Below are 14727 nucleotides of genomic sequence, written 5' to 3'. Positions count from 1 at the left end.
TGTGTATAAGAGACAGGCGCTGCGGGGCGCTACTCGTCTACTCGCCTGCTCGTTTACCGGCCTACTCGTCGTCGCCGAGGTCGGCCGCGAGGTCGCCGTCCGGGGTGCCGCTGATCGCGTAGCCCTGCCGGCGTGCCTCGTAGCAGGCCACCGTCGCGGCCGCCGAGACGTTCAGCGAGCCGACCCGGCCCAGCTGCGGCACGAACACCACCTGGTCGCACAGCGCCAGCGCCTCGGGCGTGATCCCGCGGTCCTCGTGCCCGAGCACGAAGGCCACCGCCGGGGTCAGCTCGGCGGCGAACATCGGCACCGCCTCGTCCGCCAGTTCCAGGCCGACGACCTTGAAACCGTCCGCCTTGGCCGCCGCGACCGCCTCGGCGACGGTCGGGAAGTGCTCGACCTTCAGGTACTTGTCGGTGCCCATCGCGGCCTTCTGGGCTCCGGCCGAGCGCACCGACGGGGTGTCCCCGGTCAGGTACAGCTTCTCGGCGCCCATCGCCGCGCCGGTGCGGACCACCGAGCCGACGTTGAACGGCGACTGGAGGTTCTCCAGGATCATCGCGAGCCGGAACTCGTTGCTGCGCCGCCACGAGCGGTGCAGACGCTTCAGTTCGGTCCCGCGCAGCTGCTTCACGTCGTCGTACCTCGTCCACTCTCTTCGGAGCCCTCGCCCACCTCGGGGCGGGGCCGCGCTTCCAGGATCCGCACCCCGTTGACCGACGTGACCCGGGTGGTCGGGTAGCCCTGCTCGTTCAGCCACTTCTGGAGCGAGTCCGAGCCCAGGTGCTTCTGCACCACCAGGAACGCCGAGCCGTCCGGGGTCAGCCGGCCGAGCCAGTGCGTGAGCAGGCGGCGCAGCGCGGCCTTGCCGATCCGGATCGGCGGGTTGGAGTAGATGGTGGCGAAGCGGACGTCCTCGGGGACGTCGTCGGGCAGGGCGGCCTGGACGTTGCCCAGCCCCAGCGCCTCGGCGTTCAGCCGGACCAGTTCCAGGGCTCGCTCGTTGACGTCCACCGCCCAGACCGGGAGGCGCTTGCGGCGGCTCGCCCAGGTCAGCGCGATCGGACCGTAGCCGCAGCCGATGTCCAGGATCGGGCCGCGCACCCGCGGCTGCGGGGCGTGCTCCAGCAGGATCCGGGTGCACGGGTCGAGCCGGTTGCGGGAGAACACCCCGGTGTCGGTGGTCAGTTCCAGGGTGAGGTCCGGCAGGGAGACCGTGATCGGCCGGCGGTCGCTGGCGACCTCGGGTGCACCGGTGAAGTAGTGCGAGCCGGACATGATTTCCCCGTCGTTCGTATGGGCCTCGGGGCCACCGGGTGGGTGTGGGTTAGCCCTTTGTACGGCACCGATCGTACCCCTGGTGGCCCGGACGGCGTTCCGGCCGCCGTCCCGTGACGGCGCTCCCGCCGCCGCCCACACCGCCGCTCCCGCCACCGCTCTGTCGCCGCTCCCGTACGGCGGTGCGGTCAGGCGGTGCCGGGGGTCTTGCGGGTGGCCACGTTGATGCGGTTCCAGGCGTTGATGGTGAAGCAGACCGAGATCAGCTGCGCCAGCTCGGCCTCGGCGAAGTGCGCGGCGGCCCGGGCGTACACCGCGTCCGGGACGCCGCCGCCGATCCGGGTGATCTCCTCGGCGAGCGCCAGGGCGGCCCGCTCGCGCTCGGTGTACACCCCGGCCGGGGCCTCCGGCCAGACCGGCAGCAGGTAGATCCGCTCGTCGGTCTCGCCGGCCTTGCGGGCGTCCTTGGCGTGCATGTCCAGGCAGTACGCGCAGCCGTTCAGCTGGGAGGTGCGCATCTGGACGAGCTCGACCAGGGCCGGGTCCAGGCCCTCGCGGGCGGCGGCGTCCAGGGCGATCATCGCGCGGAACACCTTGGGGGCGGTGCGGGCGTAGTCGAGACGGGCGGGGGTCGCGGTGGCTGCGGTGGTCCGGGTGATCTCGTTCGTCGTCATGGTGATGACCCTAGGCGCGGAATGCACCCGGCCTCTGGGCCATTCAGGGTGCTGTTTCGTGGGTCAATCGAGCCCGGCCGGCCAGGCGTTGCGCAGGTCCCGGCAACACGCCGGGGCGGGATCGGCACCTCGCGTCCGGGTGCCGGGCGGCGGATACTGCCAGTACCGCCAGCCGGGCCCGTGAAGGCCTCCGAACAGTGAGGACGGATGCCATGCCGCAGGAACAGCACGAGGAATACCTGATCGAGGAGACCGCCGAGACCGTCGAGCCCGACGAGAAGGCACCCGAGGGCGACACGTACGACGAGGTGGCCGAACGCCGGTCCCTCGGTGCGGACCCGGCGACCAACGTCGCGGACGTCGTGGAACAGACCCGGGCGGTCCGGCACGGCGACGTGGAGGAGGAGTACCGGGAGTAGCCGACGGGCGCCGGGCCGGGCCTCGGGCCCCGGTGACCGGGCCCGGCCGCGGGGCCGGCCCGGCTAGAGGGCCCGGCGGCGCTGCAGCCAGACGAAGGCCGCCCAGCCCGGGAGCACCGGCAGGATCAGCGTCAGCAGGCGGTACAGCGCCACCGCGGCCAGCGCGCCCTGCTCCATCGACGCGGTCTGCTGGAGCAGGGTGATCAGCATCCCGTCCACCGCCCCGGCCCCGCCCGGAGTCGGTGCCGCGCTGCCCACCGCGTTGCCCACCAGGAACACCACCGCCACCGAGGCGAAGGACGGCTCCCGGCCGATCGCCCGGGCGCAGCAGTACAGGCAGGCGATCAGGCAGATCGAGACCAGCAGCTGCCCGGTCACCCCCACCGCCAGCCGGGTCGGGCTGCGCAGCAGGTCCAGCAGCCGCGGCAGGACCTCGGCCGTCAGCGGCCGCAGCCGCGTCGCCAGCCACCGCCGGGCCACCGGGATCGCGGACACCGCCGCCAGCAGCGCCGCTGCCCCGGCCAGCCCGCCGACCACGGCGGCCAGCGCGTCCAGCTCGGAGCCGCCCGGCTCGAAGCCCAGCAGGTAGACGAAGGCCCCCAGCTGCAGCAGGTGCAGCACCAAGCCGATCAGCGTCCCCACGCCGACGCTGGACAGCGCCTGGGCGGTGGGGATGCCCGCCCGTTGCAGCAGGCGGGTGTTCAGCGCGACACCGCCGACGCCGCCGGGCGACACCAGCTTCACGAACGATCCGGCCACCTGCGCCAGCACCGCGTTGCGGAAGTTCAGCCGCTCCGGCACGAAACCGACGAAGCCCATCGCCGCCGCGACGTGGCTCGTCGCCGCCGCGGCCAGCGCCAGCAGCAGCCACCAGGGATCGGCGTCCGCCAGGGCGGAGACCGGGTTGTCCTCGGCCGCGAACAGCTGCGGGATCAGCAGCCAGCCGGCCACCACCCCGCCCACGACGACCAGCAGGGTCCGCGGCCGCACCCGTTCCAGCCGCACCGGCCGGCCCACCACCTGCGGGCGGGTGCGCAGGACCTCCGCGCGGATCTCGTCGAGCAGGCCGCTGGGCGTGGGGGCATCGTGGTGGGGGTCCGGCCCGGCGGCCCGGGTGGCGGTGTTCTTCGCGTGCTGCTTGAGGGCGCGCCGGGTGGTGTGGGTGAGGGCGATGGGCTGGAGCAGCGGGAGGGCGGCGCCGACCGGGTCGGGCCCGAGGACGGCGATGGCGGTGCGGACGGAGCGGGCGGCGCCGGCGCGCAGGGCGAGGGTGGTGAGGAGCTGGGCGAGGTCGCAGTGCAGGACGAGTTCGGTGGCGGCGATGTCGCCGTCGGCGAAGTCGACCAGGTGCACCGCGCCCGAGTCGTCGACCAGCAGGGAGGAGGGGACGAGGGCGCGGTGGGCGATCTCGCGGCGCTGGAGCAGGGCGAGCTGTCGCCAGGTGTCGGTGAGCAGTTCGTCGGTGATCTCCTCGTCGGCGAGTTCGTCCAGGGTGCGTCCGGCCAGCCGCTCGTACGCGATGAGGGCGGTGTCCTGGCCGAGGCCGGCGGTGGCGGCGATGCGGCGGGTGCGGACGCCGGCCGCGAGGGCCGCGTACGTGACGAGTGCCTCGTGCTCCAGCCCGGTGCGCGGGGAGCGCAGGACGCGCGGGTCGGGGGCGGTGTGCAGGCGCAGCCGGCGCCAGGCGCGCTGGACGGCGGCGGCGGTGACGGCCTGCCGGTCGAGGAGCTGGACGTCGAGGTCGGGGCGGTGGTCGGCCTGCCGGACCCGGTAGCGGTCGGGGCCGGCCTGCTGGGCCTCGACCGGCCGCAGGCCGCTGTCGCGCAGGGCGCGCAGGACCTCACCGGGCCGGGGGCAGGGGTCGGGGGTGCCGACCGCGTACAGGGTGCCGTGGGCGCCGGTCCAGCCGATCAGCAGCCCGAGCAGGAGCGCGGTGGGGGTGGCGTACCCGCCGGTCAGTCCGGCGAGGCCGGAGAGGGCGAGGACGGTCCAGGGCAGGCGGCGTTCCCGGCTGCCGGAGGCGGTCATGAAGGCGAGGACCGGTGCGAGGTAGCCGTAGACGGGCTCGGTGTGCCCGAGCCCGCCGGGCAGGGGCTGGGTGAGCGCGGTGAGCAGCGAGACCGGGGCGAGGCTGTCGGCCCACAGGTCCAGGCCGAGTGTGGCGCCGTACGCGAGGACGGCGGCGAGCAGCCCGTCGGAGACCTGCTGGAGGGCGCGCCGCCGGTCGGGGCCCAGCAGCCGACGGACGGCGAGGCCGACCGGGAGCAGCAGGACGGCGGCGGTGGTGAGCCCGCCGGCCAGGCCGGCCAGCGGGCGCGGCACCAGCGAGGCCGCCTCGGCGACGTCGGCGGCGATGCCGCCGGTGGTGGCACGGGCGTAGTCGGCGAGCAGCAGGGTGAGGGCGACGGCGAACAGGCCGCCGAGCAGCCGGATCAGGGCGACGGGCTGCCGGACCCGGTCGGTGGCGGGCAGCGGGCGGGCCCGGAACCGGCCGGTGCCGGCTTGCCCGGGTATCCGGGCGGTGACCGTCCCGGCGCTGCCGTCGGCCGGTCTCCTGGTGTCGCTGGTGTTGCCGCTGTCCTGCGTCCCCGCGCCGCGTTCCCGCCGCGCGGGCGAACCGCCGGGGTCGCCCCCGCCGGTTTCGCCGTTCGTTCTCCCCGTCACGATCGCCACGGGTGGCATGCTCCCATGCCGCCCGTGGGCCAGGAGCGGGGAATCCGCCGTGCCGGTACGGCGTGGTCCTACGCCTGCCGGGTCGGCAGGGCGACCAGGTGGCGCAGGTTGACGTGGCGGGGCGGCCGGCGGTGTACGCGACGAGGCCGGCGACGTCCTCGGCTCCGAGCGGCGACGCACGGGGGCGAGCCGGTGGACCGCCCGTTGGTCGGCGAACTCGGCGTGGCCACGAGGCCCTGGGTGTCAACGGCCCGCCGGGTCGGCTGTCGGTCGTTCACGCCGCTCCGGAGGGCGAAGGCCCTGAGCAGGCGCTCCGCGCCGGGGCGGCATAGCCTTTCAGTCATGAGCGCCTGCGAAGACCTCGCTCTGGCCCCTCAGGACATCGAGCCCCGGCCGCCCGTCGACGGCTGCGCCGACTGCCTGGCGCAGGGCCGCCGGGACTGGGTGCACCTGCGGATCTGTCTGGACTGCGGTCACATCGGCTGCTGTGACTTCTCGCCGCAGCGGCACGCCACCGCGCACTTCCACAACACCTCCCACCCGGTGATCCGCTCCTACGAGCCGGGGGAGGACTGGCGCTGGTGCTTCGTCCACGAGGTCATGGGCTGAGGCGGCCTCCCGCGTACCGCACTCGCGCACCGCACTCGCGCACGGCTTCCGCAGTGGCCGGGTGGCTTCTCCGCAGTGGCACGGGCCCGCAACCCGGATAAAATCCGGACATGACGCCCATGCGGCCCCGCCGCCCGGCATCCGTCCGGCCGGCGGCCGACGAAGGGAGGCCGACGATGACCAAGCGAACAACGCCAGGCAGCACCGCCAAGCTCCGCCAGGGCACGCAGGAGCTGCTGGAACGCCGGGGCATGGCGAGCCCGCCCATCCGGCTCGCGCCGGAGCCGAGCGCCGGCGTGATGTCCCACGCCGCCGGCGGGCGCGGCGCCGGCGAGGCGTTCCGGCACGGCGGAAGGGACGCGCCGGGCATGGCGATGCACGCGACCCCGGCGATGCACGCCGAGCTCAAGGGGCACCGGCACCGCGGCGCGGAGAAGCACTCCGCCCACTGAGCCGTACCCCACCGCAGGGGCGGGCGACCGGACCACGGCCGCGCCGCCCCTGACGCACGGTCGGGGGTGTTCTCGGGGAGGGTTCGGGGGCGCTCCCGGATGTCGCGGACCGGCGCCGCCCCGAAGACTCTCTCCCGTAGAGCCACCGCCGGCCGGGCGGGTCGCCGCCAGGGCGGTCCGACACCCGCCGGGCGAGCCGCCATTGGGGAGAATCCGCATGAACACCCGTACCCGCACCGGTCGTTGGTCCACCCTCGCAGCAGCCGGCGCGCTGCTCGCCGCCGCCACGGTCGGCGTCGCGACCCCGGCCCTGGCCGCGGGAGCCTCCCCGGCCGTCACCACCGTCACGGTCTCCGGTCCGTCCCGCGCGCCCGCGACGGCCCAACCCGGCCCGCTGGACCGGGAATCGCTCGCCGCGGCCCTCGGCTCCCTGCCCGCCGGCATCACCGGAGCGCTGGTCCGGGTCGACGGCCCGGGTGCGCGGTGGCGCGGCACCTCGGGGGAGGAGGTGCCGGCGAACGCCCGGTTCCGGATCGGCAGCGTCACCAAGGTGTTCACCGCGACGGTGCTGCTCCAGCTCGCCGCCGAGGGCAGGGTCGACCTGGACGGCACCGTCCAGCACTATCTGCCCGGACTGCTGCCGGCCGACTACCCGGCGGTCACCGTACGGCAGTTGCTCAACCACACCAGCGGCCTGCCCGGAGGCGGCGGGATGACCTCGGGGGACGGCAGCACGGCGTGGTTCGCCGCGCACAGGGCGACCTACTTCAGCCCCCGGCAGGTGGTGGCGGACATGCTCACCCAGCCGATGAACTTCGCGCCCGGCACCGCACAGCAGTACAACGGCAACAACTACTTCGTCGCCGCGCTGGTGATCGAGAAGGTCACCGGCGACGACTACGCGGACCAGGTGCGGCGGCGCATCACCGGCCCGCTCGGCCTGCACGCCACCTACGTCCCGGCCGCCGACGACCTGACCATCCGCGGCCCGCACGCCGCCGGCTACGTGGACGTGCGGAACGCCGACGGCAGCACCGCCCGGGTGGACGTCACCGAGCAGAGCCCGTACCCGTGGGCCGAGGGCGGCATGATCTCCTCCGCCGCCGACCTGGAGCGCTTCTTCGACGCGCTCTACCGCGGCCGGCTGCTGCCGCCCGCCCAGCAGGCCGAGGTGTTCGCCGTCCCGGACGTGCCGAACGACCACAACAAGAACTGCGAGATCGGCCCGACCGCCGGGCACGCCTGCTACAGCACCGCCGGCCTGCTGCGCGCCGTCCTGCCGAACGGCACCGAGGTCTGGGGCAAGAACGGCTCCCGGCCCGGCTACACCACCGGCGTCTTCGCCACCCGCGACTTCTCCCGCAGCGTGGTCGTCGGGCTCAACCCGACCGGCATCACCGGCGAGGAGTTCCCCACCCTGTGGAAGCTGGTGACCGCAGGCTTCGGCTCCGGCCAGGTGTACGGACAGCACTGAGCCGGCCGACACCGGGCCGGCCGCTCCCGAAGGGCGATTGTCAGTCGCGTGCGCTACGTTCGTCCGGTTCACCAGGGCACACGGCAGGACGACGGGGGCGGGCGCACCATGGCCGACGTGATCACGGAGGAGCCGGTCGAGCTCCAGCTGGAGCGGTACCGCACCGAGCTGACCGGCTACTGCTACCGCATGCTCGGCTCGGTCTTCGAGGCCGAGGACGCGGTGCAGGAGACCATGGTCCGCGCCTGGCGCGGGCACAAGGGCTTCGAGGGGCGGGCCGCGCTGCGCTCCTGGCTGTACCGCATAGCCACCAACGTCTGCCTGGACGCGCTGAACGGCCGCAACGGCCGGGCCCGGCCGATGGACCTGGCCGGCCCGGTCACGGTGGCTACCGCGCACGGCACCCAACTGCCCGAGGTGACGTGGATCGGTCCCGCACCGGACGGCCGGGTGCTGCCCGAGACGGGGGACCCGGCCGAGGTGGCCGCCCAGCGCGAGTCGGTGAAGCTGGCGTTCGTCGCCGTGCTCCAGCGCCTCGCGCCCCGGCAGCGGGCGGTGCTGATCCTGCGTGAGGTGCTCGGCTGGAAGGCCGCCGAGGTGGCCGAACTGCTCGGCGTCACGGTGGCCTCGGTCAACAGCGCGCTCCAGCGGGCGCGGGCGGTGCTCGCCACGGACGCCTCGGCCGCCCGGCCGGCCCCCGAGCTGGACGAGGACCACCGCGCGCTGCTGGAGCGCTACGTCCGCGCCTTCGAGGCGTACGACATGGAGGGCCTTGCCGCGCTGCTGCACGAGGACGTCACGCTCAACATGCCGCCGTTCGCGATGTGGCTGCGCGGGCGGGACGAGATCCGGGCGTGGATGCTGGGCCCCGGGCACGGCTGCCGCGGTTCCCGGCTGCTGCCGGTGGCGGCCAACGGCGGCCGGGCCTTCGGCCAGTACCGGCCGAGCCCGGCGGGCGGGCACGAGCCGTGGGCGTTGATCGTGCTGGAGGTGTCAGGGAGCCGGATCACCGGTTTCACCAGCTTCCTGGACACCGACGTGCTCTTCCCGCTCTTCGGCCTCCCGCCCCGGCTGGAGGCCGAGCCCACCGAGCCCACCGAGCCTGCCGAGCCCGTCGAGCCCGTCGAGGCCGTCGAGCCCGTCATGGGTCCCGCCGCCGAGTAGCTCCGCGAGGTCCACGGGGTCCGACGCGCCCGGCAGCAGCGCCGAGAGGCCGCTGAACGCCAGCAGTCGGCGCAGTGGCCCGCCGGTGTTCAGCAGCACCACGGCCACCCCGTGCCGGGCGGCGGCCAGCCGCAGCCGGGCGAGTGCGTCGACGACGGCCAGGTCGGGGGCGGTGAGCGCGGCCAGGTCGCAGGTCAGTACGGGGCCGCCCGGTGTGGTCTTCACGATGTCCATGCCGGATAGGACTGCCGGGGCGGCCGCGGCTCATCGGTCGGGTGGCAGAGTGGGGGCGACCGCACCCACCCCGCCCCAGGAGGAGCCCCGTGACGGCTGAGCCCTTGAAGTCCCGCGAGGAATGGCTGGCGTCCCTGCCCCGGATCTACGCGGCGGCGGGCTGCCTGCTGCGGGACGAGTCCGGACGGATCCTGATCGTGAAGGCCGGGTACCGCGAGCACTGGCAGTTCCCGGGCGGCACGATCGATCTCGGCGAGGGCCCGGTCGAGTGCGCCGTGCGGGAGTTGGAGGAGGAGACCGGCATCGTCCGGGAGGCGGGCGAGCTGCTGGCCATCTCCTGGACCCACGCCTCGGACGAACTCGACCACCCCGCCCAGCACTTCATGTTCGACTTCGGGACCGTCCCGGACGGCACCCCCGTGACCGTCCCGGCCGGCGAGCTGGACACCCACCGCTGGGCGCCGGTCGAGGACGCCATGGGGCTCCTCGGCCCGGCCCGCTCGGCCCGGCTGCGGGCGGCGCTGGAGGCGGCCAAGGACGGCCGGGTCCGGATCGTCACCACCCACGTCTCCGGGTTCTGAGCGGAAGTGCCCTGCCCCGGCGGGGAGTTCCGTCCGGGGCAGGGCGTCGTGACCTCACTGCTGCGGCCCGGACTCCTCGTTCCGAGCGGCGATGATGGCGGCGATCGCCTCCGAGACGAAGGTCTCCGTCTCGGACTTGTCCACCTTCAGCCCGGCCAGCACGCCCTGGCCGTTCTCCAGCTCCAGCAGCGCGAGCAGGATGTGCTCGGTGCCGACGTAGTTGTGTCCGAGCTTGAGCGCCTCCCGGAAGGTCAGTTCCAGCGCCTTCTTGCTCTCGGCGTCGAACGGGATCAGTGCGGGCAGCGTGTCGACGGCGGCCGGCAGGGCGGCGGTGACCGCCTCCCGGGCGGCCTGCGGGGTGACGCCCTGGGCGGCGAGCGCCTTCGCGCCGATGCCCTCGGGCTCGGCGAGCAGGCCGAGCAGCAGGTGCGCCGTGGTGATCTCGGCGTTGCCCGCCTTGCGGGCCTCCTCCTGCGAGGCCACCACGACGCTGCGGGCCCGGGGCGTGAACCGGCTGAAGCCCTGGCTGGGGTCGAGGTCGTTCGGGGTGCCCGGGTCCTTGGGGACGAAGCGCTTCTGGGCGGCCTGCTTGCTGACGCCCATGCTGCGGCCGATGTCGGTCCAGGAGGCGCCGGAGCGGCGGGCCTGGTCGACGAAGTGGCCGATGAGGTGGTCGGCGAGCTCGCCGAGGTGGTCGGCGGCGATGACCGCGTCGGAGAGCTGGTCGAGCGCGTCGGTGTGGACCTTCTTGATCGCGGCGATCAGGTCGTCGAGGCGCAGCGGAGTGGTGTTGGGAACAACGGGATTCTCCATGCGTCAACCGTAGGTTGTCGACCCGGAGGTCGTCAACCATCGGTTGACGATGATCACGGCGGCGTCGGGGCCCGCGCTACGCGGCGGGCAGCAGTCGCTCCCGGACGGCGGCGATCCGCTCGGGTGGGACGCCCGCCGCGAGCAGGTAGCCGGCCGGGTCGAACCCGTCGAGCGCGGCCGCCAGGGCGGCCTCGGCGGTGGTCCCGGCCTCGGCGAGCACCGCGTCGATCCGGCGGTACGGGTCCGGCAGGCCCAGCATCCCGTACAGCGGACGGATGTTGGGGCCGCTCAGCAGGTAGTCCTCGGTGATCGCGCCCCGGTCGACCCCGGCCAGGGCGAGCAGCAGCACGGCGGCCAGGCCGGTGCGGTCACGGCCGGCGCCGCAGTGCACGACCACGCCGCCGGGACGGGCGCCGGCGATCGCGGAGATCAGCGCGGCGGCGGCGTGCGGGCAGTGGTCCAGGTACGGGCGAAGCGCGAGCGGGGTGCCGTCCAGCCGTCCGTGGGCCTCCCACCAGGCGGGGCCGGCCAGCTCGTCCAGCGGGACGCGGATCAGCTCGACGTCCTCGGGGAGCGGGAGGAGCGGCTTGTGCTCCTCGGCGTTGCGCAGGTCGACCACGGTGCGGACGCCGTGGTCGAGGAGGGCGTCCCAACCCTCGGCGGTGAGGCGGTCCAGGTTGTCCGCCCGGACTATCGCGCGGTGGGCGGTGAGCCGGCCGGAGGCGGTGGGCAGTCCGCCCAGATCGCGGACGTTCAGGCAGCCGTCCCAGACGAGCGTGCGGTCCACGGTGCTGCTCGGCGCGTGCGTCGTCCGGTACATGGGGCTCCCCGTTTTCTCGTCGGGGGTCCCGTTACCCCCTCGTTATATGACGACTCCCGGGAGATCCGTATGGTTCCTCGCTGTTCGAGTGCTCGGAACCGGTTGTTCAGGGAGGAGGGGAGGGGCGGGAGGGAAGAATCGCGTGGTCAGACGGTGGTCGGGGCCTCGGTCTCGGCGCGGACCAGCCGCTCCATCGGCTCGACCGCGATCTGGCCGAGCATCGAACCGGCCACGATCGCGCCGATCAGGAGGGCGGTGGACAGCCAGGCCATGGTCGACACCGGCAGGGTGAAGGCGCCGACCACCCGGGCCGCGCACTCGGTCAGCAGCGCGGTGCCCCAGATGCCCGAGAACAGGCGCTCGTGGCGGCGGAAGGCCCGCGACCCGGCCGCCCGGCCCTCGACCAGCCGCTGCCAGGCGGCGGAGCGCTCCTGCCGGCCCTTGGTGAGGAAGGGCATCAGCATCGGGGTCATCACCGGTCGGCCGATCAGTGCGGAGACCAGGATCGCCAGCGCCACGGTGCCGCTCAGCCCGCCGTCCTTGGCGATCATCAGCCGGGCGTCGCCGGTGACGAAGGTCAGCGCCAGGCCCGCGAGGTTCACGGTCAGCATCAGGGCGGCCCACAGGTTGAGCCTGCGCTCGCCCAGCAGGCCCAGGACGGTCCGGGCAGCCGGGAAGGCACTGCTCCAGGCCAGCGCGGCGAACTCGCTCAGGCCGAGGGCCGAGTGCAGCAGGTAGTAGCCGGCCAGCGGGGCGGCCACGTCGAGGGCGAGCGGGCGGAGCCCGGAGACCAGCGGGTTGGGCGCCTTGGCACGGGTGGCGCCCGCGGCGGCGTCCCGGGCGGGAGCGGCGACGGCGCTGGTGACGGCGCTGGTGAGGGCGACGGTGCCGGTGACGGCGGTGGCGCTGACGGTCTGGCTCACGGTGGGTTCCTCCCCGGCTGGTGGCCGCGGGCCGCTGCCCGCGTCGTGCCTCCAGTTTTTCCGTCCGGCCCTCCGCCGGAGCAGTGCCGTCCGTTGCGTCATCCGCATGACAGCTGTCATGGTGCGCGTCGTGACACCGCCCCCGACCTGCTGCTTTTCACTCCCCGACGGGGAAGTTCCCACTCCTCGACGGGGAGGGTCCACAGCTCGCGGCCCAGGGTGTCCAGGCAGCGGACGCACGGTGGCGGGCCGGGCGCGTCGGCAGACCCGGCGTCCGGGCGTCCCGGCGGTCCGGACTGCTTCGCCTACCGACAACATAGGCCGGACGGGCCTTCGCGGGCCGTGGGCGAACGGCAGCAGTCCTCGGGACCGTGGCCCCGGACGGACCGGTCCTTCGGCCGGAGCCGAAGCGTTCGCCCGAATGGCGCATCATGTGGCGAGTGCAGAGTGCAGAGCGCCCCGGAGCGGGCACCGACGGCCCCGTCGGCCGGTCCGGACCAGTACCACCCACCGGCCCGCCGCCGGGCCCGGCCCCCGCTCCTCCCGACCTGACCGAGGCGGTCCGGGCCGCGCAGGACGGGGACGAGGAGGCGTTCCGGCTGCTCTTCCGGACTGTCCAGCCGGGCCTGCTGCGCTACCTGCGGGTCCTGGTCGGCGGCCGGCCGCAGGACGCGCAGGACGCCGAGGACATCGCCTCCGAGGCCTGGCTGCAGATCGCCCGCGACCTGCGCGGCTTCTCCGGCGACGGGGACGGCTTCCGCGGCTGGGCCGCCACCATCGCCCGCCACCGCGCCCTCGACCACCTGCGCGCCCGGCGCCGCCGTCCGGTCGCCGACCTGCCCTTCGAGCAGCTGGTCGAGCTGGCGGCAGGGGACGACACCGCGCGCGCCGCGCTGGCCACGGTCGGCACCGCCGACGCCCTGGCCCTGATCTCCCGGCTGCCGCGCGACCAGGCCGAGGCGGTGCTGCTGCGGGTGGTCATGGAGCTGGACGCGGAGAGTGCCGCCCGGGTGCTCGGCAAGCGGGCCGGCAGCGTCCGGATGGCCGCTCACCGGGGGCTGCGGCGGCTGGCCAAGCTGGTCGAGCCGCTCGCGTCCGGGGGTGGCATCCCGGCCGCCCGGCGCGGCGGCGCGACGGCGGGCGCGGGGGCCGGACAGGGCCCTGAAGCCCCGGAGGGCGCCCCCGGAACGGCCCCCGGAGTGAGCGCGGGGGAGGCTGCCGGGCGGCTTGCGGGGAAACCCGCGAAAAAAAGTTCTCCGCAGGGTGTGACAGAACGCCGGGCCGCGACGCTGAAGGACATGAGATGAGCACCAACCGATCCCGTCGGATCGACCGTGACACCGCTGAGCAGCTGCTCGGTGGTGCTGTGGGCGGCCCGTCGGCCGGGCAGGACGCCTCGCTCACCGGACCGGACGGCGGTCCCGGGCAGCTCGCCCGGGTGCTCGCCGCGGCCGCCGCCCCCGCGACGGCCGGCGAACTGGCCGGGGAGGAGGCCGCCCTGGCCGCGTTCCGGGAGGCCGGTCTCACGCCCGACCCGACAGTGACCCCCGCCCGGAGACGATCGATGGCAACCGCCGCGCTGGCCAGGGCCTTCAGCACGAAGGCCACTGCCGTCGTGCTCGGTGCCACCGCGCTGTGCGGTGTCGCCGTCGCCGCCGGCACCGGCAGCCTGCCGTCCGCGCTGGGTGGTGGCCCGTCCGCGCCGGAGCACGGGCTCGCGGGCGAGGGTGCGGTCACCGGCTCCGCGCCGGGCTCGTCGGCCGCAGGCCCGTCCGCAGGCGTGGCCCCGTCCGATGCCGTGGCGTCCGGCTCCGGCCGTCCGTCCGGAACCGCCTCAGCCGGACCGCAGGCGGTCGTCCCGTCCGGCCCCGCGACGCCCGGCACCCCCTCCGCCGAGGGCCGCGGCGGCCACCCGGCCGTCCCGCCCGCCCTGGTCGGCCTCTGCACCGGCTTCACCGCCGGTACGGCCAAGGGCGAGCGCCCGAGCCGGCTGGCCGGCGAGCCGCTGTACGGCCCGCTGGTCTCGGCGGCCGGCGGCGCGGACCGGGTGGCGGACTACTGCAAGGCCGCGATCGGTGACGAGGACGGCGACCACCAGGGCGGCACCGCCCCGACGCGCGACCCCGGCCGCACCGGCTCCGGCGCGACCGCCGGAGCCGGCAAGGGGAACACCGGCGGCGGCCGGACCGGCGGCAGTGGCAACGGGAGCGGCAACGCCAACAGCGGTGGCAACGCCAACAGCGGCGGAAGCGCCGGCAGTGGTGGAAACAGCCAGGACAGCGGCGGCAACGGCCAGGACACCGGCGGCAGGCCGGGCAAGTCCGGCGTGACCGTCCCGCTCGTCCCGCCCGCCCCCGACCCGCAGGACGTCCGCCCAAGCAAGACCGACCGGACCGAGAACGAGCAGTCGGCCGGGAGGTAGCCCTCAGAACTCCGGGTGGGGGGCGAGCGACTCCCCCCGGGCTCGTCGCCCACCTGGAACAGCACCACCGCAGGACCCCGCAGGACCCCGCAGGACCGGCCGGACCGACAGGACCGGCAGGACCGACGGGAAGCAGTACCACCCGAAGACCCCGGGTGGCCGGTCGGCTCCCCCGTGCCCACCGGCCACCT

General features: G+C 74.8%; 15 protein-coding genes and 1 pseudogene. 8 read left to right on the top strand and 8 right to left on the bottom strand.

Going from position 1 to position 14727, the window contains the following annotated elements:
- Window positions 1-61: 61 nt before the first annotated feature.
- The 3 genes from ACFU7Y_RS24655 to ACFU7Y_RS24645 all read right to left on the bottom strand — a co-directional run bounded on the left by ACFU7Y_RS24655 (window position 62) and on the right by ACFU7Y_RS24645 (window position 1952).
- On the bottom strand, window positions 62-634 hold the full coding sequence (locus ACFU7Y_RS24655; RefSeq protein WP_224278372.1) for a TrmH family RNA methyltransferase: 573 nt from the start codon (window positions 632-634) through the stop codon (window positions 62-64).
- Complete coding sequence (locus ACFU7Y_RS24650) at window positions 631-1278, bottom strand: class I SAM-dependent methyltransferase (RefSeq protein WP_224278374.1); 648 nt, start codon at window positions 1276-1278, stop codon at window positions 631-633. Before ACFU7Y_RS24650 ends, ACFU7Y_RS24655 begins: the two co-directional genes overlap by 4 nt.
- 188 nt (window positions 1279-1466) lie before the next feature.
- Window positions 1467-1952, bottom strand: a complete 486-nt coding sequence (locus ACFU7Y_RS24645) for a carboxymuconolactone decarboxylase family protein (RefSeq protein ID WP_380769667.1) — start codon at window positions 1950-1952, stop codon at window positions 1467-1469.
- Window positions 1953-2164: 212 nt separating this feature from the next.
- Between ACFU7Y_RS24645 and ACFU7Y_RS24640 the strand changes: the two genes are divergently transcribed.
- Window positions 2165-2371 (top strand): hypothetical protein, encoded by a 207-nt coding sequence (locus tag ACFU7Y_RS24640; RefSeq protein WP_224278377.1) that lies wholly within the window; start codon window positions 2165-2167, stop codon window positions 2369-2371.
- Window positions 2372-2434: 63 nt separating this feature from the next.
- Here ACFU7Y_RS24640 and ACFU7Y_RS24635 read toward each other — a convergent pair whose 3' ends face one another.
- The gene (locus ACFU7Y_RS24635) at window positions 2435-5044 is read right to left on the bottom strand and encodes a lysylphosphatidylglycerol synthase domain-containing protein (protein WP_380769666.1); all 2610 of its coding nucleotides are present in this window, start codon (window positions 5042-5044) and stop codon (window positions 2435-2437) included.
- Between the two features lie 342 nt (window positions 5045-5386).
- Here ACFU7Y_RS24635 and ACFU7Y_RS24630 point away from each other — a divergent pair, with 342 nt between their 5' ends.
- The 4 genes from ACFU7Y_RS24630 to ACFU7Y_RS24615 all read left to right on the top strand — a co-directional run bounded on the left by ACFU7Y_RS24630 (window position 5387) and on the right by ACFU7Y_RS24615 (window position 8743).
- Window positions 5387-5653 carry a UBP-type zinc finger domain-containing protein gene (locus ACFU7Y_RS24630; RefSeq protein ID WP_224283046.1) on the top strand — a complete coding sequence of 89 codons (267 nt, stop codon included), beginning with the start codon at window positions 5387-5389 and terminating at the stop codon, window positions 5651-5653.
- Between the two features lie 176 nt (window positions 5654-5829).
- Window positions 5830-6105, top strand: a complete 276-nt coding sequence (locus ACFU7Y_RS24625; protein ID WP_224283047.1) for a hypothetical protein — start codon at window positions 5830-5832, stop codon at window positions 6103-6105.
- A 217-nt stretch (window positions 6106-6322) separates the two neighbouring features.
- The gene (locus tag ACFU7Y_RS24620; protein WP_224283048.1) at window positions 6323-7579 is read left to right on the top strand and encodes a serine hydrolase; all 1257 of its coding nucleotides are present in this window, start codon (window positions 6323-6325) and stop codon (window positions 7577-7579) included.
- Window positions 7580-7687: 108 nt separating this feature from the next.
- Window positions 7688-8743: a sigma-70 family RNA polymerase sigma factor gene (locus ACFU7Y_RS24615; RefSeq protein ID WP_224283049.1), complete on the top strand. Its 1056-nt coding sequence runs from the start codon at window positions 7688-7690 to the stop codon at window positions 8741-8743.
- A gap of 45 nt (window positions 8744-8788) precedes the next feature.
- Here the strand turns inward: ACFU7Y_RS24615 and ACFU7Y_RS24610 are convergent.
- Window positions 8789-8977 (bottom strand): annotated as a pseudogene (locus ACFU7Y_RS24610) (STAS domain-containing protein); the annotation flags it as partial.
- Window positions 8978-9066: 89 nt separating this feature from the next.
- Between ACFU7Y_RS24610 and ACFU7Y_RS24605 the strand changes: the two are divergent.
- Window positions 9067-9558 carry an NUDIX hydrolase gene (locus ACFU7Y_RS24605; RefSeq protein ID WP_224283050.1) on the top strand — a complete coding sequence of 164 codons (492 nt, stop codon included), beginning with the start codon at window positions 9067-9069 and terminating at the stop codon, window positions 9556-9558.
- A gap of 54 nt (window positions 9559-9612) precedes the next feature.
- On the opposite strand, the gene ACFU7Y_RS24600 is transcribed toward ACFU7Y_RS24605, so the two are convergent.
- The 3 genes from ACFU7Y_RS24600 to ACFU7Y_RS24590 all read right to left on the bottom strand — a co-directional run bounded on the left by ACFU7Y_RS24600 (window position 9613) and on the right by ACFU7Y_RS24590 (window position 12114).
- Window positions 9613-10371: a Clp protease N-terminal domain-containing protein gene (locus ACFU7Y_RS24600; protein ID WP_224283051.1), complete on the bottom strand. Its 759-nt coding sequence runs from the start codon at window positions 10369-10371 to the stop codon at window positions 9613-9615.
- 76 nt (window positions 10372-10447) lie between these two features.
- On the bottom strand, window positions 10448-11191 hold the full coding sequence (locus ACFU7Y_RS24595; protein ID WP_224283052.1) for a tyrosine-protein phosphatase: 744 nt from the start codon (window positions 11189-11191) through the stop codon (window positions 10448-10450).
- Window positions 11192-11337: 146 nt separating this feature from the next.
- Complete coding sequence (locus tag ACFU7Y_RS24590) at window positions 11338-12114, bottom strand: VC0807 family protein (protein WP_224283053.1); 777 nt, start codon at window positions 12112-12114, stop codon at window positions 11338-11340.
- Window positions 12115-12545: 431 nt separating this feature from the next.
- Between ACFU7Y_RS24590 and ACFU7Y_RS24585 the strand changes: the two genes are divergently transcribed.
- On the top strand, window positions 12546-13421 hold the full coding sequence (locus ACFU7Y_RS24585) for an RNA polymerase sigma factor (RefSeq protein WP_380769665.1): 876 nt from the start codon (window positions 12546-12548) through the stop codon (window positions 13419-13421).
- Window positions 13418-14536 carry a hypothetical protein gene (locus ACFU7Y_RS24580; RefSeq protein WP_380769664.1) on the top strand — a complete coding sequence of 373 codons (1119 nt, stop codon included), beginning with the start codon at window positions 13418-13420 and terminating at the stop codon, window positions 14534-14536. Before ACFU7Y_RS24585 ends, ACFU7Y_RS24580 begins: the two co-directional genes overlap by 4 nt.
- The last annotated feature ends 191 nt before the right edge of the window (window positions 14537-14727 follow it).

Source organism: Kitasatospora sp. NPDC057542, assembly GCF_042801945.1.
In the GTDB taxonomy this organism is placed as follows: domain Bacteria; phylum Actinomycetota; class Actinomycetes; order Streptomycetales; family Streptomycetaceae; genus Kitasatospora.
Note: the sequence above shows the minus strand (reverse complement) of the source record. Positions and strands in the feature narration are given on the sequence as shown.